Below are 26,779 nucleotides of genomic sequence, written 5' to 3' on the forward strand. Positions count from 1 at the left end.
GGGATGTATCTACACGGAACTAGTCGAGTCAATGAGAAGGGCCACTTGGAAATTGGAGGTTGCGACGTCACGGATTTGGCTGCTGAGTATGGAACGCCTTTATACGTGTACGATGAAGCGCTGATTCGCAGCAAGTGTCGAGCCTTCGTGGACGCTTTTCGCGAATCGGGATTTTCATTTCAAGTAGCATACGCCAGCAAAGCGTTTTGTACGATGGCGATGTGCAAGCTGATTGAAGAGGAAGGGCTGTCCCTTGACGTCGTGTCGGGGGGAGAATTGTTCACGGCTCTCCAGGCTGGCTTCCCAGTGGAGCGTATCCACTTTCATGGCAATAACAAGTCCATAGAAGAAATAGAGATGGCTCTGGATGCCCGGATCGGCTGCTTTGTCGTTGACAACTTTTATGAGCTTTCGCTGCTGGCCCAGCTCGGCGAGGAAAGACAGGAGAAGGTAGCTGTACTGCTGCGCGTGACGCCAGGCGTAGAGGCGCATACGCATGAGTACATCTCCACTGGGCAGCAGGATTCGAAATTCGGGTTTGACGTAAAGAGCGGGCAGGCTTTGGAAGCGATCCGCCAGGCGAACGAAAGCAAGTGGCTGCATCTGCTCGGTGTCCACAGCCATATCGGTTCGCAGATTTTTGAAACAGACGGATTTTTGGTCGCGATCAAACGTTTGGTGGAATTGCTTGAAGAGGCCAAAGAAAAATTCGGTTTTATTTCCCAAGTGCTGAATGTCGGCGGCGGGTTTGGCATTCGTTATGTAGAAGGCGATACACCGCTGGCGCCGGGCGATTATGTCAAAGCGATCACGGCTGCGGTTCGGGCCGAGCTTTCCGACCGGCAAATGCCGCTGCCTGAGCTGTGGATTGAGCCGGGCCGAAGCATTATCGGCGATGCAGGAACCACTTTGTATCACATCGGGTCCCAAAAGGAAATTCCCAATGTTCGCAAGTACGTCGCTGTCAATGGCGGGATGACCGACAACCTGAGACCGGCTCTCTACCAGGCCCAGTATGAAGCAGCAATTGCCAATCGGATGAACGAGGCTGACACGGAAACGGTCTCCATCGCGGGAAAGTGCTGCGAAACCGGCGACATGCTCATCAGGGACATTGCCTTGCCTCGAGCGAAAGCCGGCGACATTTTGGCTGTCAGCAGCACAGGCGCATACGGCTACGCCATGTCCAACAATTACAATCGCATTCCGCGCCCCGCCGTTGTCTTTGTTCATGACGGTACGGCGGAACTGGTCGTAAAACGAGAAACATTTGCCGATGTGGTAAGTCAGGACGTACTGCCCAAAGGCTCGAAAGTGTTGCGCTAACTTACATCAGACCAAGACCTTCCCTGCTGTACGGGGGAAGGTCTTTTCTATTCGTCCTCTGATCCATTCGTTCTCAAGACTGCTGCATTTATAAAATGTTCATTAACTCTTTACATGGCCTTAAGAGTCCCTTGTCATAATGAGGGGGCGAGGAGGCAAGAGCCATGATGTGGTCTAAATTGCGAAAGCGATTCCGCCGATTTTCCGTCTTCGCTCTGGACAAACGTCGAACGATCACGTCGATGATTGCCGAGGAAGTGGGCAACGGTGCGACGGTCGTCCTGTTTTACGTAGACATCGTCAAATTGACGGACATCGAAAATCGCTATGGGGATTTGATCGCGAAAAGAGTGCTGCATATATTTGAGCGGACGCTGCCCACGGTCTGCCAGGATGTACTGGAGATCAAGGGGCGGGTATTAGCCATTCAAAAGCTGTGGGGAGACGATTTTGCCATCTATGTTTCCTTTCCGAAAGGCTCCCATGAGGAGGAATGCCGGCTTCTCTCGATCAGCTTTCAGGAGCAGGCCGAATTGCAGCTCAATCGGCATGTGAGCTTTGTCAACCGGGAGGACCTGCGGGTGCATATCGGCTATGCGGCATTTCCTGGCCAGGACGTCGTCAAAGAGATGTACACGTCTGTCAAGCATGCCGTCCACATGGCGAAATACGGGATTTCTTCTGAGAAGTATACATTCGTGACACAGTACCACAAGCTGCTGCAGGATGAAGACATTCACACGCAGTTCATGCCGATCGTCGACCTGCGGGACGGCATGCCGCTCGGGTGGGAGGCTTTGGCCAGAGGACCGGAGAACACGCCTTTTTTCTCTCCCGCTGCCTTGTTTGGCTATGCCGAGGAGACGGATACCGTGTTTCGGCTGGAGCATATTTGCAGGAAGCGGGCATTGGAGCATCTCCGATATCTAAAGCCGCACCAAAAGATGTTTATCAACATTGATCCGAGAGCGATTGACGACCCGTATTTATTGCGCGGGGACCTGATCAAGCTGCTGGAGCAGACCAAGCTGAATCCGCATAATATCGTACTTGAGATTACCGAGCGGCATGCCATCAGCAATTACAGCGTCTTTCGCAAAATTATCGAGGAATACCGGAAAAAGGGGTATCTGGTGGCGGTCGACGACGCCGGAGCGGGCTATTCCAGTCTGGAATCCATCACCGAAATCTATCCCGATTTCATCAAGCTGGATATGTCGCTCATCCGCAATATTGACGTCGATCCGATCAAACAGGCGCTGCTGGAAACGATTGTGCAATTCGCTGAAAAGGTGAAGTGCAAAATCATCGCCGAAGGCATCGAGACGGAACGGGAGCTGGAGTCGCTGATGGAGCTGGGGGTTACATACGGACAAGGCTTCTATCTCGGATCTCCGGCAAAAGGGATGGCACACATCTCGGGCCAGGCCATGAATTTTCTTCGCCGTGTCCGCGAAGCAAGCGCCAAAACAGATCGGGAGCCGCGAATTCACGCCCCCGTCATGACTGACATTGTGACCAAGACGATCTGTGTGGGAAAACAGACAAAAGTGCGTCAGGTCCATCAAATCTTTGAACAGAACCAGCGAATCGAAAGTGTCGTCGTGCTGGAAGAAGGCAAACCGATCGGGCTGGTGATGCGATTTCAGCTCTATCAAATTTTGGGAGGGCAATACGGGATCGCACTTTACTATGAACGGCCGATTTCGCAAATCATGAATACGAATCCGCTCACGGTCAAAAAAGACGACCAGATAGATGAGGTGTCCAAAAGGGCAATGGCCCGGGATGCCTATCACCTCTACGACGTCGTGGTGATCACCGGTGACAATGGGGAATACATCGGAATTATTACGGTTCAGAGCTTGCTTGATAAAATGGCGTCCATCAAGCTCGAGATGGCCAGCTCTGCCAATCCGTTGACAGGGCTGCCGGGAAACGTCCAGATCGAACGGGAGCTGCAGGCGAGGATCAAAAGAAGCGAGCAGCAGGTCGTCATTTACTGTGATCTGGACAGGTTCAAATGGTTCAATGATCGCTACGGGTTTGAAGTGGGCGATCAAATTATCGTGAGAACGGCCAGAATGTTAAAGGAAGCGGTGCAGCACTATGGCAATGAGCGCGATTTTCTCGGACACATCGGCGGGGATGATTTCATCGTCATGACAACGCCAAATTGTCTGGATGCGATGACTGCTTTCATAATCCAGGCGTTTTCATCCTATTTCTTAGATATTTATCACAGGCGCAATCTCACAGACGCGAATGGACTGTCGATGTCGATGGCAGGTGTGCGGCTTTCACCAGGACGATTTGGCAGTGTCGAGGAGCTCGCCCAGCAAGCCGCTGCGATGAAAAAAATCGCCAAAAGCATTCCGGGAACCGTATTTGTCGCCGACAAAGCGGAGGAGCACGGGGTCAGTTTTTCTGACGCAGTCCAGGAGTGTTAAGGCATTCTGTCGGATATTCGAACTGCTTGCTTGTCCGCGGTGTGTCAGGGAAATAAGCGTGTCACTGCGCTCGGGGCATTGCACCTTTGATCTACTGTTTTCCTTTTTTGTCTGATTCGCGTATAATCGTAGTCGTACATATTTCGAGACTGAAAGGGGTCCTTACATATGAGCAAGTATGCAACAATCGAATTGGAAAACGGCGGAACCGTAAAGCTGGAGCTGTTTGAAAAGGAAGCGCCCGGCACGGTAGCCAACTTTGAAAAATTGTCCAAAGAGGGTTTCTATAACGGCCTGACGTTCCACCGCGTAATCCCTGGCTTCGTTGCCCAAGGCGGCTGCCCGCATGGCACTGGTACTGGCGGCCCTGGCTACACCATCAAATGCGAAACCAAAGGAAACCCGCACAAACACGTTCGCGGCGCTCTGTCCATGGCTCACGCAGGCAAGGACACCGGCGGCAGCCAGTTCTTCATCTGCTACGATGCTTTCCCGCATCTGGACGGGGTTCACACCGTTTTCGGACAAGTGGTGGAAGGCATGGAGCACGTAGACAAAATCAAGCAGGGCGACAAAATGAAGGAAGTAACGATTTCTGAATAAAAAACGCCGAATGTGGCACAAAACCCGCGAATCGATGACGCGGGTTTTTTTATGAAGACCGGCCAGCAGAATATACCGAGGCTGCAATCAACCAAGAAGACCGAATCAAGGATTGACATATATTGGCGGTTTGTGATAAATAGTAGTTATAAGTCAAACTACTAACGGAGCAATCATGGAAGAAATCTACAGAGAACTGCAAAAACTGAACTTTTCCTTGTACGAGTGCAAAGCTTATGTCGGCTTGCTGCAAGGGTCGCCGATTACCGGATACGAGCTTAGCAAGCGCACCGGAGTGCCCCGTTCGATGATTTATGAGGTGCTCGGCAAGCTGCTGGACAGAGAGGCCGTTCACACCGTTCCTTCCGATCCGGTCAAATACGCTCCAGTCCCTGCCAAGGAGTTGATTGGCCGTCTGCGAAAAGGCATGGAAGAGACGCTCGATTACCTGGAGCAGGCCTTGGAATCTGTAGGAAATACGACGGAAATGGACGTGATCTGGCATATTCGAGGCAAGCAGGCAGTGTTAAACGAGATGCTGGCCGTTATGGAGCGAAGCAAGCAGGAATGCTGGCTGTCGGTCTGGGAGCAGCAGTACGAGGCTTTACTTCCTTGCGTGCAGACACTGCTGAAGCGGGGCGTTTCGGTTTACTCGATCCTGTTCGGCAGCGAGGATAAACGCTTGGGGAGTACCTTCCACCACAATTATATGCCGCCAGAAGTGGTTGAGGAGCGGATGGGCGGAAGACTGACGATCGCGGCTCGGGACGGAGAAGAAGTGGTCATTGCCCACTTTTCGGAAAAGGGCGTGGCATGGGCTGTCAAAACGACCGATCCTGCACTCGTTCAGGTTGCAGTCGAGTACATCAGGCATGACATCATGATCGAAGAGCTGACGAGAGAATTTGGCTCTGAAAAACTGGAAAAGCTTTGGCGCAGCAATCGGATTTTGTCCGAGGTAGTGACCGGCAAGCGGTTCATGGAAGAGTGAACCGTTTTTTACCGGCACTATATTAGTCGTTAGTATACTAACTTCATAAACAGGAGGAAACAGAAATGACCCAGACATTGTTTTTGGAGGACAGCTACAATCAGGAATGCACCGTTTTGATTAAACGGGTAGACGGCGAAAAAGTCATTTTGGATCAGACCATCTTTTATCCGACTGGCGGGGGCCAGGAATGCGATACAGGTGTATTGATGCAAAATGGGCACGCATATGAAGTCTATCAGGTCAAAAAGGAAGCTGGCCAAATCGTTCATTACGTAAAGGGTGCCGAGACGCTGAACGAAGGAGAGGCAGTAGTAAAGATCGACTGGCAGCGCCGGTACGGGTTGATGCGGCATCACAGTCTGCTGCATGTGCTCGGAGCGGTCGTTTATGAAAAATACGGCGCTCTTTGCACCGGAAACCAAATATATCCCGAGCGTGCGCGCATTGATTTCAACCAATTGCAGGACTTGTCCTCAGAAGAGGTGGAGGAGATTGTCAGAGAAGCGAACCGCATCATTGCCGAAGATCATCTGATCACGTACCGGACTGTCAGCAGGGAGGAGGCCGAGGCGACTTCCGGCATGATCAAAACGATGATCAGCCTGCTGCCTCCAGCCGTCCGTGAGGTGCGGCTTGTGGCGATCGGCTCAATCGATGAGCAGGCTTGCGGGGGCACGCATGTAAAGCGAACGAGTGAAATCGGGTCATTGGTGATCACCGATATAAAAAGCAAAGGGAAAAACAACAAGCGGATGGAAGTAAGGGCCGTGCTGCCGGCCGCGGTGGAAAGCTGATGAACGAGCAACAACAGATGGCCTCGTGGAAGCAAGGAATCCGGGATTCCGTCCCCGTCGGCATGAGCTTTCTGGTCTTTGGCGGGATATTCGGCATGCTGGCTCTGCAGACTGGCATGAGCACAGCAGAAAGCGTATGGATGTCCTTTTTTGTACATGCGGGCTCGTCGCAATTTGCGGTTCTGCCCATGCTGGTGGAAGGGGCTGGCTTTTGGACGATGGTCATGGTCACCTTTTTCATGAATTCGAGGCATTTTCTTATGGCGATGTCTCTGGCTCCCTACTATTCCAGGCAAAACAAAAGATTTGCCGATCTCATCGCGTTTTTCCTGTCAGACGAACAGTATGCGATCACCTACAACCGGATTCAGCAGTACGGCTTCGACAAGTCCTACATTTTATCCGTAAGCCTTTTTCTGCATTTGTTCTGGGCGCTGGGTACATGGCTGGGCAGCTTGTTCGGGTACTTGCTGCCGGACCCGCAAAGGTTTGGGCTTGAGTACAGCTTCACCGCCATGTTTCTTGCGCTGTCAGTCGGCATGCTGTCTTCGCCAATCCGCGTAGCGATTTTCCTCGGCTGCGGTGCTGTGGCCTGTCTTTTGAGCATGGCCTCAACCAGCGGCCTGCATGTCCTGGGAGCCGGACTGCTCGCATTTGCAGTCGGATTTATCCGAAAGCCCGCAGACGGAGGCAAGGGAGCGCAAGGAGAGGAGCGAAAAGCGGGATGAACGGCGATTTGCGTATGTTTTTGCTAATCCTGGCGATGGGCATCGTGACTTATTTTACGCGCAGGGCGTTTCTTACCTTGCCGGAGTCTTTTTTCACTGCGCGGCTTAAAAACGGCCTGGACATGATTCCGCTGGGCATATTCGCTGCTTTGATTTTTCCCTCCCTGTTTGTCAAGGGAGGGGAGTGGACCTTTAATCCGTTGTATGCGGGAGCAAGCGTCATTTGTGTACTTGTCATGATCCGCTGGAAAAATGTGTTCCTCGGCTTCGGGATCAGTCTTTTTCTCGTGCTTCTCGTCAAATTCCTGGCGCCAGTCTCGGCTTGATTCCTTCTCCTCCGCGAACAGACAGGCTTGTAAGCCCGGCGCTCTGCTGGTATGCTAGAAGATAGCCTTTTTACGGAGGAGAACGGAATGGACTTTGGGAATTTGTTTCACTTTGATTGGGAGACGGTGCCCTTTCGCCTGATTGCATTTGTCATCGCCTTTACGTTGCATGAATGGGCACACGCCTTTGTCGCCTGGAAACTGGGAGACGACACCGCGAAACAAATGGGGCGTCTTACGCTAAACCCTGTTCCGCACATCGATCCCTTCGGATTGATTTTGATCTTGTTCGGTCCTTTTGGCTGGGCCAAGCCCGTACCGTTCAATCCGATTAACTTTCGCGGCAACAAACGGCTGGGGATCGTCTATGTTGCAGCGGCGGGACCGCTCGTGAACTTTATTTTGGCCGTCTTTTTCATGGTCATTTTCGTCGTGGTGATGCAATCCGGCGTACTGCTGGACATGAGCGACAAAATGAGCCTCGCCATCAGATTGACGCTCGTCAACTGTGTGGTCATCAACTGCGCGCTGTTTGTATTTAACCTGCTGCCGATCCACCCGCTGGACGGGTCGAAGATCGTCCGGTTTTTATCGCCGCGCCGGTGGGACAGCTTCTTTTACAAATGGGAGATTTACGGCCCGTGGCTGTTGCTGTTGTTAATTTTCTTGCCTGCGATCAGGGGGCTGATCCTGGGAGTGCCGCTGGAATTAGCCCTGAAGAGCGTGGAAGAAATTGCTTTTTCAATTTTAGCGCTGTTCTAGTCAAGAAACGAGGGAGAAGTCGTGTCTTACAGCATCAAACTTGATTCCTTTGAAGGGCCGCTTGACCTCCTCTTGCATCTGATCGACAAGGCGGAAGTGGATATTTACGACATTCCCATCGCGGAGATCACCGAGCAGTACTTGGCGACGATCGACACGATGCAAGAGCTTCAGCTGGACGTGGCCAGCGAGTTCGTGGTAATGGCAGCGACGCTGTTGTCGATCAAGAGCAAGATGCTATTGCCGCGCAAGGAAGAGCATGTCTTCCAGCCTCATCTGGATATGGAAATGGAAGAGATCGATCCCCGCGAAGAGCTCGTTCAGCGACTGCTTGAGTACAAACGATATAAAATGCTGGCGGAGAATTTGCGTGAGATGGAAGTAGGCCGCAACCAGGTGTTCACCCGTCCGGCGGAAAATTTGGCCCCCTATGTGCGCGAAGAGGAAAATACGGTGAAGGACGTAACGCTGTACGATCTGCTTCACGCCTTGGAGAAGCTGGTAAAAAGGGTAACCCAGACAGACCCGGTGGCCAAAGTATCCCGTGATGAAATTTCGATCAAGGACAGGATGCAGGAAATCCGCCAATTGTTGAAGGTTGGCGGAGGGATGGTTCGTTTCTTTCAGTTGTTTTCAGCGAATGCCACGCGCACGGAAATCGTCACGACATTTCTCGCCTTGCTGGAGCTGATGAAGTCCAAGCACATTACATGCGTACAAACCAAGCTGTTTCATGACATCATGATCTGTGAACAATCGAAAGAAGGGGGCCTTTAGCTGATGGATTATGACAAGCTGAAAGGCGTCATTGAGGGGCTGCTGTTCATTTCGGGCGATGAGGGAATCGACGCCAAGCAAATTAGCGAAATCGTCGAAGTGCCCGAAGAGACGATTGTCGATCTGATCGAGGATATGAAGGCGGATTTTCGCCGAGCCGGGCGAGGGATCCAAATTGTCGAGGTAGCCAGAGCGTATCAATTGACGACACTGCCTGAGCATGTTCCCTACTTTGAACGACTCGCTACTTCCCCCAGTCAGTCGACCCTTTCCCAGGCAGCCTTGGAGACGCTGGCAATCGTGGCCTACAGACAGCCGATTACGCGTTCGGAAATCGAGGAAATTCGCGGGGTAAAATGCGAGAAGGCGCTGAATACGCTGCTCTCCAAGCAGTTGATCCGGGAGGCTGGCAGAGCCGAAGGCGTAGGGCGTCCCATCTTGTATGCCACGACGAAAGAATTTCTCGAGCATTTCGGGCTGCGCGAACTGAGCGATTTGCCGGAACCGCCGGTCAGTTTAAATATTGAAGAAGCGAGAATGGAGGCTGCAGCACTCTTTGGCAGCCCGGAAGAACCCGTAAACGACTAGCTTCGTCCAGGACAGATTCGGTACTATTGAATAACTCGTCCCCATATACTGGTACAAACACTGGTATCGCAAAATGGGGAGGACGTTATGAACGTACGGAAATATCTGTCCGGCGCGCTCGTCGTTTTTCTTTTTTTCCTGCTAGGGACGCCGAATGTCGCAAGTGTGAAAGCCGCATCCAAAGCACCCGGAATCTCAGCGGAAGCGGCAGCCCTGATCGATGTAGCCAGCGGTCGGATTCTGTATTCCAAAAACGGTTCGAAAAAAATGAGGATTGCCAGCTTGACGAAGACGATGACAGCCATTGTTGCGATTGAAAACGGCCGGTTGGAGGATATCGTGAGCGTGCCGAAGGAAGCTGTCGGCGTGGAGGGCTCCTCGATTTATTTGAAAAATGGCGAGAAGCTGACGCTGGAGGAACTGCTGTACGGACTGATGCTTCGCTCCGGAAATGACGCAGCGGTTACTGTAGCGCATCACATTGGCGGTTCGGTGCCCGGTTTTGTCTACCTGATGAACGAGAAAGCGGCCATGATCGGGATGAGTCACACCAATTTCACCAATCCGCATGGACTTGATGACAGCAACATGCACTACTCTACAGCGGAAGACATGGCAAAGCTGTCCGCCTATGCGCTGAAAAATCCCGTCTTTCGGCAGATCGTTTCCACGAAAGTAAAAAACATCTCCTGGGAAGGCGAGGAGTACGACCGCCGGCTGCAAAACAAGAACAAATTGCTCCATCTGTACCAGGGCGCAGACGGCGTGAAGACAGGCTATACCAAGCTGGCGAAAAGATGTCTCGCATCCTCGGCGACCAGAGACGGAAGGCAGTTGGCAACGATTACGCTCAATGCACCGGATGACTGGAATGATTCGATGGCGTTGATGGATTGGGGCTTTCAGCAGTTTTCCAATGTCACCGTGGTAGAAAAAGGGGAGATCGTGGAGACAGCGTTGTCCGACAGGGGCCAGGGGATCAGGCTGGCGGCGCTCAACGAATGGATTTATCCGCTGCGAAAAGAGGAAACCGCACAGATCAAGAAAAAGGTTGTCTTGACCGAGAAGCAGGTCAGCCAAGCGGTCGCGGGGAGTCATGCCGGCTTTTTGCAAATATTTATCGGCGACCGGCAGATCGGGCAGGTTCCGCTCGCGGTTCTGGGCGACTCGCCGACCATGGCGAAAAGCGGCCATCATCCAACCTTCTGGGAGAGGGTATGGAAGATCATCGCAGGGGGAATGTGGAGTGCTTAACTACATCTGGCTTGCCTTGATCGTGATCAGTATCGTCGTTGGTGCGCTCAACGGCCGGATCGAAGCGGTGAACCAGGCGGCTTTCGAGGGTGCCAAGACGGGGGTGACCGTCTGCTTTGGCCTGTTGAGTGTCCTGGCGTTCTGGATGGGGATGATGCGGATAGCGGAGAAGAGCGGCCTTTTGGAAGGGCTGGCCAGGCTGCTTTCGCCCATTATCAGCCGCCTGTTTCCCGACGTGCCGAAAGGCCATCCGGCGATGGGATACATTCTGTCCAATATGAGCGCCAACCTGCTGGGGCTGGGAAATGCCGCTACTCCCATGGGACTGAAGGCGATGGAAGAGCTTCAGAAGCTGAACCCTGACAAGCAGAAGGCCACTCCTGCCATGTGTACGCTGCTTGCGATTAATACCGCCAGTATTACGCTGATACCGACGACGATGATTGCTATTCGCATGCAATACGGCTCAGCCAATCCTGTAGAAATTGTCGGCACGACCTTGCTTGCATCCTTTGGCGCTACTGTTGTCGCCCTCACACTCGACCGCCTGTACCGCTACCGTCACGAACGCAAAACAAGATAAGGGGGCGCAGCCATGTACCAATGGATTTCCATGATCTCTCTGTGGGCTATCCCGGTCATGATCGCCTTTATTTTGGTTTATGGCTGGAGCAGGAGCGTTCCTGTATATGAGACGTTTGTAGACGGGGCAAAGGGGGGCCTGACCACCACAGTCCGGATATTGCCCCACTTGGTTGCGATGATGGTAGCTGTCACGATGTTTCGCGAGTCGGGTGCGCTGGAATGGCTGCTCTCCCTGATGTCGCCGCTGCTGGAGCTGCTGCATGTCCCGGAGGAAATCGTCCCGCTCGCCTTGCTTCGTCCGATTACCGGGACAGGATCGCTTGCCGTAGCGACGGATATGATTGCACAGTACGGCCCGGACTCATTTTTGGGAAGATTGGCAGCGACTATGCAAGGAAGTACAGATACGACCCTGTATGTGCTGACTGTCTATTTCGGAGCGGTGGGCATTCGCAATTCCGCTTATGCTCTGCGCGTGGGTCTATGGTCCGACCTGGCCGGGGTCATTTTTTCTTTGGTGATCGTATCCTACGTGTTTGGATAAAATGCTTCGCTGCACGCTGATGTATCCGTGTTTTGTCTGATTAAAAGAAAAGCCAAACACTCTGAAGGCTGCAGAGCGTTTGGCTTTTTTCGTCCTGGATGATCAAGCGAGGTGACATGCGGTTAACTGCGCTGATTGACCGTTTTTGCTATATCGACAAGCTTCTTCATCGTCCGTACGACCTGCTGAAGCTCGTCGAGATCGACCTTTGAATAGTAGCTATTGATGAGTCGCATATCGATCGACTCAAGTACCTTTTTATACTGCTCACCCTCTGCGGTCAGCTTGAGAAAAAACTCGCGCTTGTTCGCGGGATTGGGCTGGCGGTATATCAGCTGGCGGCTTTCCAGCTTCGAGATGACCTGGCTGACTGCGCTTTTGGAGATGTTGAAGCTGTTGGCCAGCTCATTGGAGGTGATCTCGTCCCTTTGAATGATTTGCAGCATGATAATCTCCTGCTGCGCAGTCAGCTTATACTGATCCAGCTCTTTGGTATCGTTTAAAATCAAGGCGTTAAACTCGTCAATCGCCTTGTGCAATTCGGTTGTTACCTGCTGATATTGCTCGAACATCCGCAACACTCCTGAGAAAAGTAGAATGAACGGCATAAGTGAAGAACATAACCATCCTTATTATTGTAACGATAAGGTCATGGTTCGTACAGGCTTTCCATTGAAACATCATCAGCAACGAAGACAATGCGACGTGGCGGTCATTGCTTGCTGCCCCAGCCTGCAGCGACAGTAGAACTGGTCGGCACCGGCTGTTGCAATCGGTTTATGAAAACAACTGCGAGAGCGGTAACTGCCTGAACGGCAGGGTAGACAAACCAGATCCCGTCTACTCCAAACCATTTCGGGAACAGCCATAGAAACGGAGGGACGAGAAGCAATCCCTGGCTGGCAATGATCACTAGCGATTTTTTTATTTGTCCAATAGACTGGAAATATTCGGCGTAAACCAGGTTGTATCCGAGAAACAGGTACGCCAGAAAGAACATGCCTATCCCTTTTACCGTAAGAGTAAAGAGCTCTTCAGACTGGACGTCGAACAAATTGACGAGCGGGCCGGCAAATACAAATCCGCAGCAGACGGCGACAACTCCGGCAACCAAGGCGGTCTGCACACCGAGCCTCAGGCTTTTTTTCAGCCTTCCGAAAAGACCTGCTCCAAAATGGAAGCTGGCGATCGGCTGCAGCGCTGCGCCAATGCCCAGGAACAACAGAACCATGACGGCGTGGATGTAGTTCACGATCGCGTAGGAAGCGACACCAGTTTCACCCATCGCTTTCATGAAAGCGATGTTGAACCCGATGGTCACGATTGCTGTCGACGCTTCAGCGACAAAGCTGGGAAATCCGATGCTCAGGATGTCTTTGAAGATTTTCGGCTGCAAGCGGAAGGCAACGACGCGCAGAGTGCTGCTCCTTCTGAGAAAATGGGTCAGCAAGACGAGAAAGCCGACTGCCGCAGACAGGACCGTAGCAGCCGCCGCCCCTTTCACACCCATGCCCCAAATGAAAATGAACACATAGTTGAACAAAATGTTCAGGATCGCTGTGACGATCAATGAAGCCATCGAAAGAGTCGGGTTTCCGTCATTGCGGACAAAGACACTCAAGATATTTTCCAGTACGTAGACAAAGCCAAAGGCCAGGAGCACAGTCAAATAATCCCGAACGTAGGGAAGGATGACTTCGTTTGCTCCGAACAGATAGGCAATCTCATCGAGCTTCCATAGACAAAGGGCGGTAATGGAAGCTACGAGGAAAACAGCAAGTGCTATGGCGTGAGAAAAGATCGTTCTCGCTTGCTTGATTTCATTTTGTCCCAGAGCGATCGAGTACATGGTAGCCCCGCCCATCCCGATCCAGAGTGAGATGGAGAGAAAGATAGAGAAAGCGGGGACCGCGATATTGACCCCGGCCAAACCGTTAGGTCCCACACCGTGCCCGACAAAGATGCCATCGACGACGATATTGATCGACATCAGCAGCATGCCGAGGACAGAGGGAATCAAATACGAAATGAAAAGCTTTCTGATAGGTGTTTCTCGCAATTTTACGCTAGTATCTGTCATGATAAACAAGCTCCTGTTTCTATATTGTTAAGTTAACTTAACTAAACTCTAATATGTTTATGTCTCGTTGTCAACCCACTTGAAGAAACTTGCAAACCAGCAGGGAGATTTTCCGTTGTTCTTGTCCACACTGGTAAGAATGGGTATGATGTTGTAGAGGTGATTCGACATGGAACGTTTACAGAAGGTGCTGGCAAATGCAGGAGTTGCCTCTCGTCGACATTGCGAGGAGCTGATCGTCCAAGGCAGGGTTCAAGTCAACGGTCAGATCGTGAAGGAACTGGGGACACGGGTTGATCCGGATAATGACAAGATCAAGGTCGATGGAAAGCTGGTGCATCTCGAAAGGAAGATATACGTCTTGCTGTACAAGCCCACCGGCTACATCACCAGCGTCTCGGATCCGCAGGGAAGACGGGTCGTGGTCGATTTGCTAAAAGGAATCAAAGAGCGCGTCTATCCAGTCGGGCGTCTCGATTACGATACGTCAGGTCTGCTGCTCTTGACGAACGACGGAGAAATGGCTCATATGCTCACCCATCCCTCCTATGAGATGGACAAAGTGTACAGGGCATGGGTCAAAGGGGTTCCTGCCAGAGAGAAAGTGAGCCAGCTCGAGAGCGGGATCAGGCTGGAGGACGGAATGACCGCGCCGGCACAGGCCAAGCTGCTGAAAACAACTTCGGCTCGTGACCGTTCACTGCTGGAGCTCACCATCCACGAAGGACGAAATCGGCAGGTGCGCCGGATGTGCGAAGCGATAGGCCATCCGGTATTGAGTCTGGAGCGCATCCAGTTGGGTTTTTTGACATTGGAGGGCTTGCAGCCGGGGCAGTATCGGCCGCTTACTTCTGCTGAGGTAGAGAAAATAAAGAGCGGACTTTCGGCGGGTCCAAAAAGAAGGAAACGGCATCGTTAAGCCGTTTTTTGCGACGTTCAAAATCTGTTCATATGTTGTAGGCTGTCAGAAAAAAAAGCAAGGCTATAATAGAAGGGAAATATGGGTAACAAACGAGAGTTGCATACCGCCGAACCGTTTATCTGGTTACCCAAAAGATGCAGGATGGGAGCTAGGGCAGAATGGACAAAAAGAATCGTACATACATCAGGGTGGCGATCCTGGGTGTTTTGCTGGCGGCGCTCGTCTTCGCCGTTTATACCAGTTTCGTCAAGGACCCCAATGCAGTCAAAGTAGGGAAGGAAGCCCCCAACTTCAGCCTGGAGCAGTTGAACGGCCCGGCTGTCACGTTGTCGGATTTCAGAGGAAAAGGCGTCATCCTCAACTTCTGGGGTACCTGGTGCGAACCATGCAAAAAAGAGATGCCAGATCTTCAGAAGCAGTATGAGGCTTACAAGGACAAAGGCTTGGTCATCCTCGGGGTGAATATCGGAGAATCTCCTGTTACAGTTGAGCCGTTTACGAAGCAATTCGGGATTACGTTCCCGATCCTGATGGATAAGCAATCGGAGATTACCAAGCTCTATCGAATCGTTCCAATTCCCAGCACATTTTTCATCGACCCGGATGGAAAGGTGCAGGAAATCTTTTTGGGACCGCTCAACGAGGACATGATTACACAAAAAGTGGCAAAAATCTTGCCTAAGTGAGGAGCAATATGGATCAGATAAAATGCGAATGCGGTCATGCCAATCCGGTCGGAACCATGCTCTGCGAGTCGTGCGGCAGGCCGCTGGAATTGGAGATCAAAGGAGAAGCATCGTTCCCGGACATGCGCTATGAAGGGATGGCTCGCCGTTCACAGACGTACTCCCGGACCATCATCGACCGTATCTGGAACTACTTCTCCTCGGTAAAGGTTGCTATCGGCATTATCGTTATTATTTTAGTCGCTTCGGCAATTGGAACCGTTTTCCCCCAACAGCAATATATTCCTGTTCCGGTTCCGACAGAGCCGGACGTCGCGAGGTTTTACACCGAAACATACGGAAAGCTGGGAACGATCTACTATACCCTGGGCTTCCACAATATGTACTCATCCTGGTGGTACGTCACGCTCTTGGTAGCGCTGGGTACGTCGCTTGTGATCTGCAGTCTGGACCGGGTTATCCCTTTGTACAAGGCGCTGAGCAAACCGCGCGTCAATCAGCACAAGTCCTTTTTGAAAGGACAGAAATTTTACGGCGAAGCCGAATTGCCTGCAGAAACAGACTCCGCCGCATTGGTGGAAGCCGCTTCGGCAGCATTGCGGAAAAAGGGATACCGGATATTCCAAAACGATCAAGCGATGATGGCGGAAAAAGGCCGTTTCAGCCGATGGGGCCCGTACATCAACCACATCGGTCTGATCATCTTCTTGCTTGGTGTGCTGCTTCGGAATGTCCCGGGCTTCTATCTGGACGAATTCGTCTGGGTACGCGAAGGGCAGACCATAGCGATCCCGGACACGCCGTACTACGTCAAAAATGTTCAGTATCACACAGAGTACTGGAAAGAGGAGGAAATGGCTCAGGAGCTGGATCTCAAAGGCGGAGCCGTCGTAAAGAGTTACCAGACAGACGCCATCCTCTACCTCAACAAAAATGCTGATCTGCCAGGGGCCAACCCGGATCTGGTCGAGATCAAAAGCGGTCCGATCATCGTCAACCACCCGATGGAACACGAAGGACTGGCCCTTTATCAAACTGGCGTTCAGGAAATGCAGCTGGGAGCCTTGAATTTTGTTCTGGTCGACAAAAAGGCCGGCAACAAGGAGATCGGACCGATCAAGCTGGATCTCTACAATGTCCCGGCTGAGCAACAGGTCGCAGATGGTGTCAAGGTTCGCGTCCTGGATTACTTCCCTGACTTTGTGATGGGAAAAGACGGGAAGCCGGCGACCCAGACGAATTTGCCGAAAAACCCGATGTTTGCGCTCGAAGTTGTCTCGGAGGCGGACAACGCTTCAGAAAAGCTGGTCTATCTGAGCGGATCGATTATTACGGAAAAAGACGACTCCCGCTATACACTTGAAATAAAAATGCCGGATCTGATCGACATCAGCGGTTTGATGGTTCGCAAGGACAAGGCTGTTCCGCTCATCTATTTCGGCTCCTTTATCTTCATGATCGGCGTGGCGATGGGATTCTTTTGGCAGCACCGACGCATCTGGCTCCAGTTCCATGGCACCAGAGTCATGTTGGCCGGACATACCAACAAGAACTGGTACGGTTTGAAACAGGAGGCGGGGGCGATGATCGAGCAAGCCAAACTGCCGATTGCGATCGAAGATAAATCAAAAGCGTAAACAGCTTTGAGGAGGTTTTTAGACGTGCAGCTTGTACAATTAAGTGATTGGTTGCTGGATATTGCTTTCGTGCTGTACGTGTTGGCGTCCATCGTTTTTGTCGTAGCCATGACGGGGAAAAATTGGGCGGGACGCGATCCCAAGCAGCATGAATTAAAATACGGCCGGATCGCCTATTGGCTGGCGCTCATCGGCTTTATCGCCCAGACCGGGTACGTCATTTTCCGTTGGATCGCAGGGGGCCACAGCCCGACGAGCAACATGTTTGAATTTATGGCCTTCCTGGATTACTGTATTATCCTTGCGTATCTGATTATTTATCGTATTTACAAGCTTACCGTGATCGGCGCGTTCGTTCTGCCGCTCGGTGTTATCATGCTTGCTTATTCCTACGTTTTTCCAAAGGAAATCACGCCTTTGATTCCTGCTCTGCAAAGCTACTGGCTGCATATTCACGTGACGACGGCAGCTTTGGGAGAAGGGATTCTCGCTGTCGGCTTTGCCGCAGGCTTGATGTATCTGGTGCGTACGGTACCGCAAGAAGCGGCTACCAAAAGCACGCGCTGGCTTGAAATTGTTCTGGCAGTCGTCATGATGCTGGTGGGCTTTATCGGTATGGAATCTACTTTTTCGCGCCTGGATCACAAAACAGTATTCGAATTGCCAAAAGAACAATTGAACTTTCAGGGTGAAATGGAGAAAATGAAGGTAGAGTATACGCTGCCTGCAATCGTCGCTCCGGAAGGATCGAAGATTATCCAGGCAGGTCCCATGACACCGCTGTTTACAGCTCCGAGCTGGATGGAAGGAAAAGACGCGGCTCGAAAGCTCAACACGATGATCTGGTCCGTGATTTCCGGTTTGGTTTTGTACGGGGGATTGCGCTTGATCCTGCGCAAACGGTTGGGGGCGGCTATGCAGCCAGCCGTCAAAGACATTGACCCCGAGTTGATCGATGAGATCAGCTACCGGGCGATCAGTATCGGATACCCCGTATTTACGCTGGGCGCCTTGATCTTCGCGATGATCTGGGCAGAAGAAGCCTGGGGACGCTTCTGGGGCTGGGACCCTAAAGAGGTATGGGCGCTGATCGTATGGCTGTTCTACAGCGCATACCTGCATTTGCGCTTGTCGCGGGGATGGATCGGGGCGAAATCCGCCTGGATGTCTGTCATCGGATTTGTCATCATTTTAATAACGCTTGTCGTCGTCAATCTGGTGATTGCCGGATTGCATTCTTACGCAGGCGTGTAAGGGAAAACTGGATGTCTAAAAAGCTGGTTTTGATGCCAGCTTTTTAGACTATCATCCGGTTGTTGAAACAGATCGAATTTAAAGGGAGCCACGAGGTGATCTTATGGAAAAAACAGCAAGCATTTTGGTCGTTGACGACGAGGAGCGCATTCGTCGCCTGCTGAGAATGTATTTGGAGCGCGAATCTTTTCTGATTGACGAGGCCGATAACGGCGAACAGGCATTGGAGATGGCTTTGACATCCGATTACGATATTATTTTGCTTGATCTGATGCTGCCTGGGATGGATGGAATTGAAGTATGCCAAAAGATCCGCGAGCGAAAAGCGACGCCGATCATCATGCTTACGGCAAAAGGCGAGGAAACGAATCGCGTTCACGGCTTCGAGGCTGGCGTAGATGACTATGTGATCAAACCGTTCAGCCCGCGTGAAGTCGTTTATCGTGTAAAAGCGATCCTCCGCCGTTCTTCAGCAACGGCTTATCTCAAGACAGAGACCTATAACAGCCACTCCGTTCTCGTTTTTCCGGAGCTGACGATTGATCACGACGCGCATAAGGTGATTGCAAGCGGACAGGAGGTCAGCTTGACACCAAAGGAATACGAGCTGCTGCATTATTTGGCGCTTTCACCCGACAAGGTGTTCACTCGCGAAGAGCTGCTGAAAGACGTCTGGCACTACGAGTTTTTTGGCGATTTGCGCACAGTGGACACGCATATCAAACGGCTTCGGGAAAAACTGAACCGCGTGTCGCCGGCAGCCGCACAGATGATCGCGACGGTCTGGGGCGTCGGCTACAAGCTTGAGGTGCCAAAGTAAGTGGATATTGTTCGCAGCGTAGTTGGAAAACTATGGATGACCATCATCGCGCTTTTCGCTCTCGTACTGACGCTGTTCAGTCTGATGATCGTACAGTCCTTTGACAGCTTTTACTTTCAACGACAAACGAAAAATTTGCAAAACGTGGCAGAAGGCCTCTCGCAAACCTTGTCGGCCTATACCGATAAAACGACGGCTCTCTCAGTAGCAGCCAGCTTTTCCGCCGTGCATCGCACCGGACTGATCATGGTGGACGAAAAAGGGAAGCCGATCGGGGCGAGCGAGGGAAACGATTTTTCGTTTATCCCTGTTGAGCAGCTGCTGGAAGCGCCGGAGCTGAAGCTGGGCGAAGCGCTGCAGGGCAAGCACCATACGCCTGAACGAATTATCTTTTCGCACAATCCGGCGGACCGAAATGGAGCCGTGCAGCTATTGGCTGTGGCTGTTCCGATCGAGCTGTCGAAGGACAAGCAGGGCGCACTTGTTATGTATCAGGCGATTGAAGATTTTGACGATACCGTGAAGGAAGTCAGAAAGCTGATATTCGTAGTAGGCGTGATCGGTTTTATTTCGACAACGGTCTTTGCCTTCTTCCTGTCTTCGCGGATTACCTTTCCGCTTCGGCAGATGAAAGAGACAGCCCACCGCATCGCGGAAGGCGACTTCCATGCCGAAATCCCCATCCGCACGAACGACGAGATCGGGGAGTTGGCGGCTTCTTTCAACAGCATGGCTAGTCATCTGAACAAGCTGGTCGACGCCTTGTCCAAGGAAAAGGAACAGCTCGCAAGTGTTTTGAGGAGCATGGTTGACGGTGTCATCATGATCGACGAGCAAGGAAAAATTGCCGTTACGAACCCTCCGGCCGAGCACTTTTTGCGGGACTGGACTTATGAGCATCCAGACGAGCCTATCCCATTGTTCCCGTTCTATCAAATGGTTGTACAGACAGGGCAGGAAGTGACAGATGAAATCCCGGCACAGGGGCGAATCTGGTCACTGGTGATGATTCCGCTCACGGATCGCGAGCAAATCCGCGGGGCGGTTGCCGTCGTCCGCGAGGTGACCCGTGAGCGCAAGCTGGACAAGATGCGCAATGACTTCGTGGCCAATGTTTCACATGAGCTGCGAACGCCGCTGTCGATGCTTCAAGGGTATAGCGAAGCGATCGTGGATGACATCGCCGCTACCCCCGAGGAGCACAAGGAACTGGCACAGATCATTTACGACGAGTCCGTACGCATGACCAAGCTGGTAAATGAGCTTCTCAATCTGGCAAGGATGGAGGCCGGCCATGTGGAGGTCTCGCTGGAAAAGGTCGAGGTCAGCCCGTATCTGGAACGGATTCAGCGCAAGTTTGTCAATCTGGCCAGGGAGCAAAAGATTCACCTCCTCCTGGAAATCAACACATCTGTCACGAGCATCTGGATCGATCCGGACAAAATGGAGCAGGTGCTGACCAATTTGATCGACAACGCGATCCGCCATACCCCGGAGAACGGTAATGTCACGTTGCGGGCGCGCGGCGATCGGACACTCCTCCTGGAAGTAAACGATACAGGCAGCGGCATTCCCCAGGAAGACCTTCCGTTTGTCTTCGAACGCTTTTACAAGGCAGACAAGGCTCGCACCCGGGGAAAAGCCGGGGGGACGGGTCTGGGCCTGGCAATCGCCAAGAACATTGTCGAGGCGCACGGAGGCACGATTGGCGTACAGAGCAAGCTGGGAGAAGGGACGACCTTTACGATAGCCCTGCCTGACAAACAGAAACAGAAATAATTTAGAGGAGTGAGAGAGAATGATCAAAACCATCCTGTTTGATGTAGACGGTGTTATGTTGAGCGAAGAGCGCTATTTTGACGCCTCGGCGTTAACCGTGTGGGAATTTCTGCACAGCCCTCTCTATCTCGGGTTGAGCGGCGATATCTTTACCGCTTCACCGGAAGAAAAAGACATCCGCCGCGTCCGCGAACTCGTTTTTGCGAATGACGAAGTGCTCAATTTCATCAAGTCGCGAGGGATCAACTCCAACTGGGATATGGTCTACTTGACTGTTGCCTACCAGATCATCAGACTCTGTGAGCGGCTGAAAGCGGAATTGGGCCAAAAGGTCACCGATCTTTTGACTGGACAAATCAATCGTGCAGAGCTGGCGCGTCTGGCTGAATGGGCGAAAGAGTACGCTCCGGACTTTGCGATCGAGTATGCGAAGTTTACTACCGACTTTTCCCGCGGGAATGCCCAGAAGGCGGAAATGCTCCTGTATCTCAACCAGATCGCCCGCGAACGGTGTGGTGTCGTCACCAACGTCTTTTCCAGAAACAGCGACCTCTGGCAGCTCTGCCAGGAGACCTTTCAGGAGTGGTACCTGGGTGATGACCGTATCGCGGCTTCGATTGGCCGTGAAACGATGCAGCCCGGCAAGAAAGGCTTTCTGAATGATGAAATCCCGATTGTCAGCCCGGAAGAGATGATTCAGCTGTTCCGGACACTAAAAGAGAAGGGCTACACATTGGGAATCGGCACAGGCCGTCCGTCTATCGAAACGCACGTGCCGCTGGGAGAGCTGAAGCTGCTGGAGTGGTTTGATCCCAACCGTGTCGTGACGGCGACACATGTGCTGGAAGCAGAAAAGGAATCACCGGCCCACGCGCCTTTGTCCAAGCCGCATCCATTCTGCTATGTAAAAGGACTGCTCGGCCTGGATACGCCAAACAGCGAAGTTCATAGCTTTGCACTGCCTGTTCCAAACGGGGACGAAGTGTTGATCGTCGGAGATTCCCCCGCAGATATGCTGGCTGCACAGGCGATGGGATGCCGTTTTGCTGCAACACTGACAGGTTTGTCCGGAAAGGCGGCACGGAGCAAATTCGAAAGCGCAAAAGCGGACTATATTTTAGACGATGTTCGCGACATTCTCTCGATTCTTGAATAATGGCAAGTGTTTGGCTCCGTCAGCAGTGGTTGGCGGGGCTTTTTAAATGAGGATCAGGGGCTGTTAGGGTCATTTCCAGCCGTCTCCCAGCTTGCGTCGCGGCGCTGCATGGATGCAGTCAGACAGTAAAAAAAGGTTGCTTGGGACTCATCGCAAGCGATGACGAATGCGTGAAAAAATAAAAAAAGCCGGGTCGCAGAGAACCGGCTTTTCGTATGCTTTCAATCAATTGCTTTCAATTAATAGTGAAATTCGTTGATTACTTCCATTGAAGAGATTCCAGACAGCGGAAGCGGAAGGCTTGTACGAGGAAAGGAATAACCGCATCCTTACGCACGATCACTTCGTAAGAGCCGCCTTGACGGGAGTAGAAAAAGGCATCGGTATAGTCCTTGTTGTCCTCAAAATAGGAGCGAACCTGCTTCAGACGATTGCGCATGTCTTCGGACTTCACTTCGATGGAGAAGGTAACATCGTTTTCATTTTCCGTTTCCTGAATCTCGATCAGGGACTGATCAAACGTATATGCAACCATACCCGATCCTCCTTATTAGAAAAAGTAGCGCAGGAAAATGTATGCGTGCGACAGGATGATGGACATGATCATCAGCGGAAAAGCGACCTTCAGGAAGCCGACGAAACTGATGTGATGTCCTTCCTTGGCCGCCAAGCCGGCCACAATCACGTTTGCACTCGCGCCAATCAGCGTACCGTTGCCGCCGAGACACGCACCCAATGCCAGGCTCCACCAGAGCGGCTCCAGATTGGTAATTCCCAGTGCGCCCATCTCCTTGATCATCGGAATCATCGTGGCGACAAACGGGATATTGTCGACGAACGCCGATGCAATCGCACTCAACCAGAGGATCAAAAACGAAGTCTTCATGGCATCTCCGCCAGTCAGGTTGATCGCTTCTGCGGCCAGCTTCGCGATTACGCCTGTTTCCACCAATCCGGAGACGAGTACGAACAGACCTACGAAGAAGAAGATGGTTGTCCATTCCACTTTGCTGATAGCCTCTTCCAAATAGTGCTCACCAGTGATGAGCAGGAGCAGGAAGGCGCCGGTAAGGGCAATCGTTGCGGATTCGAGATGCAGCATTCCGTGGAGCATGAAGCCGACAATCGTAAGTCCAAGGACGGTGAGCGATTTTTTGAGCAGCTTGGAGTCTGTGATCTCATCCAGCTCATTGAGGCTCATAATTTTTGTTTTCAGTTCCGGCGTCGTCTTGAGATCCTTTCGATAGATCAGAGCAAAACAGAAAACGGTTACAATCATAATGACGATAACGACTGGAGCCAGGTTTGTCAGAAACGCCATGAAATCCAGCTCAGGCACAGAGCTTCCGATCATGATGTTCGGTGGGTCGCCGATCAGCGTTGCCGTTCCTCCGACGTTCGAGGCAATGATCTCCGAGATCAGATAGGGGAGAGGATTGACCTGCAGTTGTCTTGCAATGCTGAATGTGACCGGTACGATCAGCAGAACAGTCGTCACGTTGTCGAGGAAAGCAGATGCGGCTGCTGTAATGAGACTCAGATAGATCAGGATACGCAGGGGATCTCCCTTCGCGGCCTTGGCAGCACGAATCGCCATGTACTTGAACACGCCTGTTTGCGCTGTAATGGCGACAAGGATCATCATGCCGATCAAAAGGCCGAGGGTGTTGAAATCAATGTGATGCACGGCCTGCTCCTGATCGATGACGCCAAACAGGATCATCAGGATTCCGCCAAACATGGCGACAATGGTACGGTGAAGCTTTTCGCTGATAATGAAGGCATATGTAACCAAAAAGATGCCGATTGCGATTATCGCTTGTGTGGCCATAAGAATCTCCTCTCGGTGAATGGATTAGTCTGGATATAATTATAACGATAACTTTAATATGGGTAAAGGAAGAGCCTGGTCAATAGACCAGGCCGTGTGGATGGAAAAGCAAGCATAAGGCGGCTACAGCTCGATTTGGGTCACACTCTTCACTTCAGCAAGTTCGCCCATTGTGTCCAACAGTTCGGCGGTAATCGGTTTATCCACAGACAGCATCATGATCGCATCCCCGCCCATGTCACGGCGTCCTACCTGCATCGTGGCGATGTTGACGCCGTTTTCACCGAGGATGGAACCGACGCGCCCGATGACACCGGGACGGTCGTTGTGGTGAATGTAGAGCAGGTAGCCTTCTGGAGCCACGTCGATGGCAAACTCGTCGATTTTCACGATGCGCGCTCCGTAACCGTTGAGCCGGGTGCCGGCGACCTTGCGCGACTGCTGAGTCGTTTTGAGCGTAACGGTCAACAGATTGGTAAAACCTTTGTTCTGAGCCGCTTTTTGTTCGGTGACGGTGATATCGCGAACCTTTGCGAGCAGAGGCGCGTTTACGAAATTGACCTCCTCGCCCAGGTGGAACGAAAGCACGCCTTTCACGACTGTCCGGGTGAGTGGAGCAGTGTCGACGTCGGTCAATTCTCCACTGTACGTAATGGCTATTTCCTGAACAGAACCAACCGTTACTTGAGCCAGGAAATGACCCAGTTTTTCGCCCAAGGTGAAGTAAGGCTGGAGGCGCTCCATTACATGAGGCGGCATGGAAGGCAGGTTGACCGCATTTTTAAACGGCTCGCCGCGAAGCACCTTCAAAATTTCCCCCGATACGTCGACAGCGACGTTTTCCTGCGCCTCGACAGTGGATGCTCCCAAGTGTGGCGTTACGACTACCTGGGGCAGTCCGATCAGCGGGTTGTCGACAGGCGGCTCCACTTCAAATACGTCAAGCGCGGCTCCGGCTACTTTTCCTGTCAGGATCGCTTCGTAGAGTGCTTTTTCGTCGATAATGCCGCCACGTGCGCAGTTGATCAGGCGAACGCCATTCTTCATTTTGGCAAATTCTCTGCTGCTGATCAGGTAGCGCGTTTCCTTTGTCAGCGGAGTGTGGACGGTAATGAAATCAGCCTGGCGGCAAATTTCGTCCACCGTTGCGTTGGCAACACCCAGCTTTTGGGCACGCTCCTCAGTCAGAAATGGATCGTAACCGAGCACGGTCATCCCGAACGCTTTTGCCCTTTTGGCTACCTCGGTCCCGATACGTCCCATGCCGATGACACCCAGCACTTTGTTGTTCAGTTCAACACCTTGGAAGCTTTTCCGATCCCACGTGCCGTCAGCAAGTTTTCGGTAGGCTTGCGGAATATTGCGGGCGACAGCCATGAGCATGGCAAAAGAGTGTTCCGCAGTAGAGATCGTATTTCCGTCTGGTGCGTTGATGACGACGACACCGGCTTCCGTAGCTGCATTGACATCAATATTATCCACACCGACACCGGCGCGTCCGACAGCCTTCAGGCGTTTGCCGGCTGCCAGCACTTCTGCTGTGACCTGTGTCTGGCTGCGAACGAGCAGCGCATCGTAATCTCCGATGACCGTTAGCAGGTCGGTAGGGGAGAGGCTTGTGTTGCGGACAACTTCTACATCTGGTGCGTCCAACAGCTGTTGGATGCCGTATTCGCTGAGCGGATCCGTAATCAATACTTTATACATGAGTAAGGAGCACCTCCTGGGCAGCTTTTACACCGGCTCCCAATTCTGCGGGAGCGCCGATTTGGCGAAGCGACAATTCAATGGCGGCAACGACCTGAAGGACATCAAGCGGTTCGCAATAACCCATATGGCCGATGCGGAAGATCTTTCCTTTCAGATGCTGCTGACCGCCGGCAATTACGATGTTGTGATGATTTTTCAGCACCTTTCTCAACTGCTCGGGGTCGAATGCATCCTGCGGATGGCAAGAAGTAACGGTAGCGGCAGCGAATTCATCCTGGGCCATCAATGGGATGTTCAGCGCACGCATCGCTGCACGGGTCATATCACGCATGAGCTCGTGACGTTTGATGATCGCCGGCAATCCCTCTTCCTCGAGCATATTGCATACCTCTGCCAGGCCAAAAACGAGCGAGACGGCTGGTGTGTACGGAGTTGTTTTGTCAGCGAAGCTCTTCCGGTACGCTTTGAGATCCAGGTAAAAGGCGAGTGGCTTTTTCCTGTCAATCACTTCCCATGCCCGCTTGCTCGCTGCCAGAAAAGCAAGTCCCGTAGGCAGCATGAATGCCTTTTGCGAGCCGGTAACCACGATGTCTACGCCCCATTCGTCCATTTCGCAAGCGACCGCGCCAAGGCAGCTGACTGCATCGACGATAAAGAGGGCATCGGATTTTTCGCGAACGACTTGTGCAAGCTCGCGGATTGGATTTTGTACCCCTGTTGAGGTTTCGCAATATGTTGCAAATACCGCTTGCACAGACGGTTTATTCGCCAGGAACGTCGCCAGCTTTTCTGCTGTGACAGCCTCGCCCCAAGGAACCTCCAGGCGATGCACCACGATGCCGTATCGCTCGCAAATTTTGGCAAAACGCTCGCCGAATGCGCCGCTGACCAGTACGGCGGCCTCTTCGCCAGGCTGAAGCGTATTCACCACGCTCATTTCCAGTGCGCTCGTACCGCTGCCGGCCAGGATAAAGACGTCTCCCGATGTCCCGAAGTAGGGACGCAGCCGCTCTGCCGTACTGGCAAACAAATCGGAAAATTGTCCGCTGCGATGGCCGATCATCGGCTGATTCATCGCTTGTTGGACACGGGGCGGGATCGGGGTAGGACCTGGTATTCTCAAAATCATTTTGTCTGCAAACATGGTTTCTCTCCTCCTTGGTTATCGATCTG

The 26,779-nt window shown here is 52.2% G+C and carries 26 protein-coding genes; 20 read left to right on the forward strand and 6 right to left on the reverse strand.

Annotation, left to right across the window (positions count from 1 at the left end):
* The first annotated feature begins 3 nt into the window (after positions 1-3).
* From lysA to NST96_RS12160, 13 genes are all read left to right on the forward strand, one after another.
* The gene (gene lysA, locus NST96_RS12100; RefSeq protein ID WP_003387175.1) at positions 4-1,326 is read left to right on the forward strand and encodes a diaminopimelate decarboxylase; all 1,323 of its coding nucleotides are present in this window, start codon (positions 4-6) and stop codon (positions 1,324-1,326) included.
* Between the two features lie 167 nt (positions 1,327-1,493).
* On the forward strand, positions 1,494-3,776 hold the full coding sequence (locus tag NST96_RS12105; protein WP_338463476.1) for a bifunctional diguanylate cyclase/phosphodiesterase: 2,283 nt from the start codon (positions 1,494-1,496) through the stop codon (positions 3,774-3,776).
* A 168-nt stretch (positions 3,777-3,944) separates the two neighbouring features.
* Positions 3,945-4,379 carry a peptidylprolyl isomerase gene (locus NST96_RS12110; protein WP_003387173.1) on the forward strand — a complete coding sequence of 145 codons (435 nt, stop codon included), beginning with the start codon at positions 3,945-3,947 and terminating at the stop codon, positions 4,377-4,379.
* Between the two features lie 175 nt (positions 4,380-4,554).
* A complete protein-coding gene (locus NST96_RS12115) occupies positions 4,555-5,370 on the forward strand; it encodes a helix-turn-helix domain-containing protein (protein WP_031931827.1) in 816 nt (271 codons plus the stop codon).
* A 65-nt stretch (positions 5,371-5,435) separates the two neighbouring features.
* Entirely contained in the window at positions 5,436-6,167 is a 732-nt protein-coding gene (locus NST96_RS12120; protein ID WP_003387171.1) for an alanyl-tRNA editing protein, read from the forward strand.
* A complete protein-coding gene (locus NST96_RS12125; RefSeq protein ID WP_003387170.1) occupies positions 6,167-6,895 on the forward strand; it encodes an AzlC family ABC transporter permease in 729 nt (242 codons plus the stop codon). The genes NST96_RS12120 and NST96_RS12125 overlap by 1 nt, the downstream gene beginning before the upstream one ends.
* Positions 6,892-7,221: an AzlD domain-containing protein gene (locus NST96_RS12130; RefSeq protein ID WP_003387169.1), complete on the forward strand. Its 330-nt coding sequence runs from the start codon at positions 6,892-6,894 to the stop codon at positions 7,219-7,221. The genes NST96_RS12125 and NST96_RS12130 overlap by 4 nt, the downstream gene beginning before the upstream one ends.
* A gap of 87 nt (positions 7,222-7,308) precedes the next feature.
* Positions 7,309-7,983 carry a site-2 protease family protein gene (locus NST96_RS12135; protein ID WP_003387168.1) on the forward strand — a complete coding sequence of 225 codons (675 nt, stop codon included), beginning with the start codon at positions 7,309-7,311 and terminating at the stop codon, positions 7,981-7,983.
* A 21-nt stretch (positions 7,984-8,004) separates the two neighbouring features.
* Complete coding sequence (locus NST96_RS12140) at positions 8,005-8,760, forward strand: segregation/condensation protein A (protein ID WP_003387167.1); 756 nt, start codon at positions 8,005-8,007, stop codon at positions 8,758-8,760.
* Between the two features lie 3 nt (positions 8,761-8,763).
* Positions 8,764-9,348 carry an SMC-Scp complex subunit ScpB gene (gene scpB, locus NST96_RS12145; RefSeq protein ID WP_003387165.1) on the forward strand — a complete coding sequence of 195 codons (585 nt, stop codon included), beginning with the start codon at positions 8,764-8,766 and terminating at the stop codon, positions 9,346-9,348.
* Positions 9,349-9,435: 87 nt separating this feature from the next.
* Positions 9,436-10,602 carry a D-alanyl-D-alanine carboxypeptidase family protein gene (locus NST96_RS12150; protein ID WP_003387163.1) on the forward strand — a complete coding sequence of 389 codons (1,167 nt, stop codon included), beginning with the start codon at positions 9,436-9,438 and terminating at the stop codon, positions 10,600-10,602.
* Positions 10,595-11,185 carry a nucleoside recognition domain-containing protein gene (locus NST96_RS12155; RefSeq protein WP_003387162.1) on the forward strand — a complete coding sequence of 197 codons (591 nt, stop codon included), beginning with the start codon at positions 10,595-10,597 and terminating at the stop codon, positions 11,183-11,185. Before NST96_RS12150 ends, NST96_RS12155 begins: the two co-directional genes overlap by 8 nt.
* Positions 11,186-11,197: 12 nt before the next feature.
* The gene (locus tag NST96_RS12160) at positions 11,198-11,731 is read left to right on the forward strand and encodes a spore maturation protein (RefSeq protein WP_003387161.1); all 534 of its coding nucleotides are present in this window, start codon (positions 11,198-11,200) and stop codon (positions 11,729-11,731) included.
* A gap of 122 nt (positions 11,732-11,853) precedes the next feature.
* Here NST96_RS12160 and NST96_RS12165 read toward each other — a convergent pair whose 3' ends face one another.
* The gene (locus tag NST96_RS12165) at positions 11,854-12,303 is read right to left on the reverse strand and encodes a MarR family transcriptional regulator (protein ID WP_003387160.1); all 450 of its coding nucleotides are present in this window, start codon (positions 12,301-12,303) and stop codon (positions 11,854-11,856) included.
* 140 nt (positions 12,304-12,443) lie between these two features.
* Positions 12,444-13,811, reverse strand: coding sequence for an MATE family efflux transporter (locus NST96_RS12170; protein WP_342406463.1), 1,368 nt, complete (start codon positions 13,809-13,811; stop codon positions 12,444-12,446).
* Between the two features lie 169 nt (positions 13,812-13,980).
* Between NST96_RS12170 and NST96_RS12175 the strand changes: the two genes are divergently transcribed.
* From NST96_RS12175 to NST96_RS12205, 7 genes are all read left to right on the forward strand, one after another.
* A complete protein-coding gene (locus NST96_RS12175) occupies positions 13,981-14,730 on the forward strand; it encodes a pseudouridine synthase (RefSeq protein ID WP_003387157.1) in 750 nt (249 codons plus the stop codon).
* 161 nt (positions 14,731-14,891) lie between these two features.
* On the forward strand, positions 14,892-15,419 hold the full coding sequence (gene resA / locus NST96_RS12180; protein ID WP_031931834.1) for a thiol-disulfide oxidoreductase ResA: 528 nt from the start codon (positions 14,892-14,894) through the stop codon (positions 15,417-15,419).
* 8 nt (positions 15,420-15,427) lie between these two features.
* Positions 15,428-17,056: a cytochrome c biogenesis protein ResB gene (locus NST96_RS12185; protein ID WP_003387155.1), complete on the forward strand. Its 1,629-nt coding sequence runs from the start codon at positions 15,428-15,430 to the stop codon at positions 17,054-17,056.
* A gap of 24 nt (positions 17,057-17,080) precedes the next feature.
* Positions 17,081-18,310: a c-type cytochrome biogenesis protein CcsB gene (gene ccsB / locus NST96_RS12190; RefSeq protein ID WP_003387154.1), complete on the forward strand. Its 1,230-nt coding sequence runs from the start codon at positions 17,081-17,083 to the stop codon at positions 18,308-18,310.
* A gap of 103 nt (positions 18,311-18,413) precedes the next feature.
* Positions 18,414-19,130, forward strand: a complete 717-nt coding sequence (locus tag NST96_RS12195) for a response regulator transcription factor (protein ID WP_003387153.1) — start codon at positions 18,414-18,416, stop codon at positions 19,128-19,130.
* Positions 19,131-20,909: an ATP-binding protein gene (locus tag NST96_RS12200; protein ID WP_122958410.1), complete on the forward strand. Its 1,779-nt coding sequence runs from the start codon at positions 19,131-19,133 to the stop codon at positions 20,907-20,909.
* Between the two features lie 19 nt (positions 20,910-20,928).
* Positions 20,929-22,065 (forward strand): HAD hydrolase-like protein, encoded by a 1,137-nt coding sequence (locus NST96_RS12205; RefSeq protein ID WP_122958409.1) that lies wholly within the window; start codon positions 20,929-20,931, stop codon positions 22,063-22,065.
* Positions 22,066-22,324: 259 nt separating this feature from the next.
* On the opposite strand, the gene NST96_RS12210 is transcribed toward NST96_RS12205, so the two are convergent.
* The 4 genes from NST96_RS12210 to NST96_RS12225 all read right to left on the reverse strand — a co-directional run bounded on the left by NST96_RS12210 (position 22,325) and on the right by NST96_RS12225 (position 26,750).
* A complete protein-coding gene (locus NST96_RS12210) occupies positions 22,325-22,600 on the reverse strand; it encodes a hypothetical protein (protein WP_003387149.1) in 276 nt (91 codons plus the stop codon).
* Positions 22,601-22,615: 15 nt separating this feature from the next.
* Positions 22,616-23,896, reverse strand: a complete 1,281-nt coding sequence (locus tag NST96_RS12215; protein WP_122958407.1) for an ArsB/NhaD family transporter — start codon at positions 23,894-23,896, stop codon at positions 22,616-22,618.
* 123 nt (positions 23,897-24,019) lie between these two features.
* Positions 24,020-25,603, reverse strand: a complete 1,584-nt coding sequence (gene serA / locus NST96_RS12220) for a phosphoglycerate dehydrogenase (RefSeq protein ID WP_003387147.1) — start codon at positions 25,601-25,603, stop codon at positions 24,020-24,022.
* A complete protein-coding gene (locus NST96_RS12225; protein ID WP_031933253.1) occupies positions 25,596-26,750 on the reverse strand; it encodes an alanine--glyoxylate aminotransferase family protein in 1,155 nt (384 codons plus the stop codon). Before NST96_RS12225 ends, serA begins: the two co-directional genes overlap by 8 nt.
* Positions 26,751-26,779: the final 29 nt, after the last annotated feature.

This window comes from Brevibacillus sp. FSL K6-2834 (assembly GCF_038592925.1).
GTDB lineage: Bacteria > Bacillota > Bacilli > Brevibacillales > Brevibacillaceae > Brevibacillus > Brevibacillus borstelensis.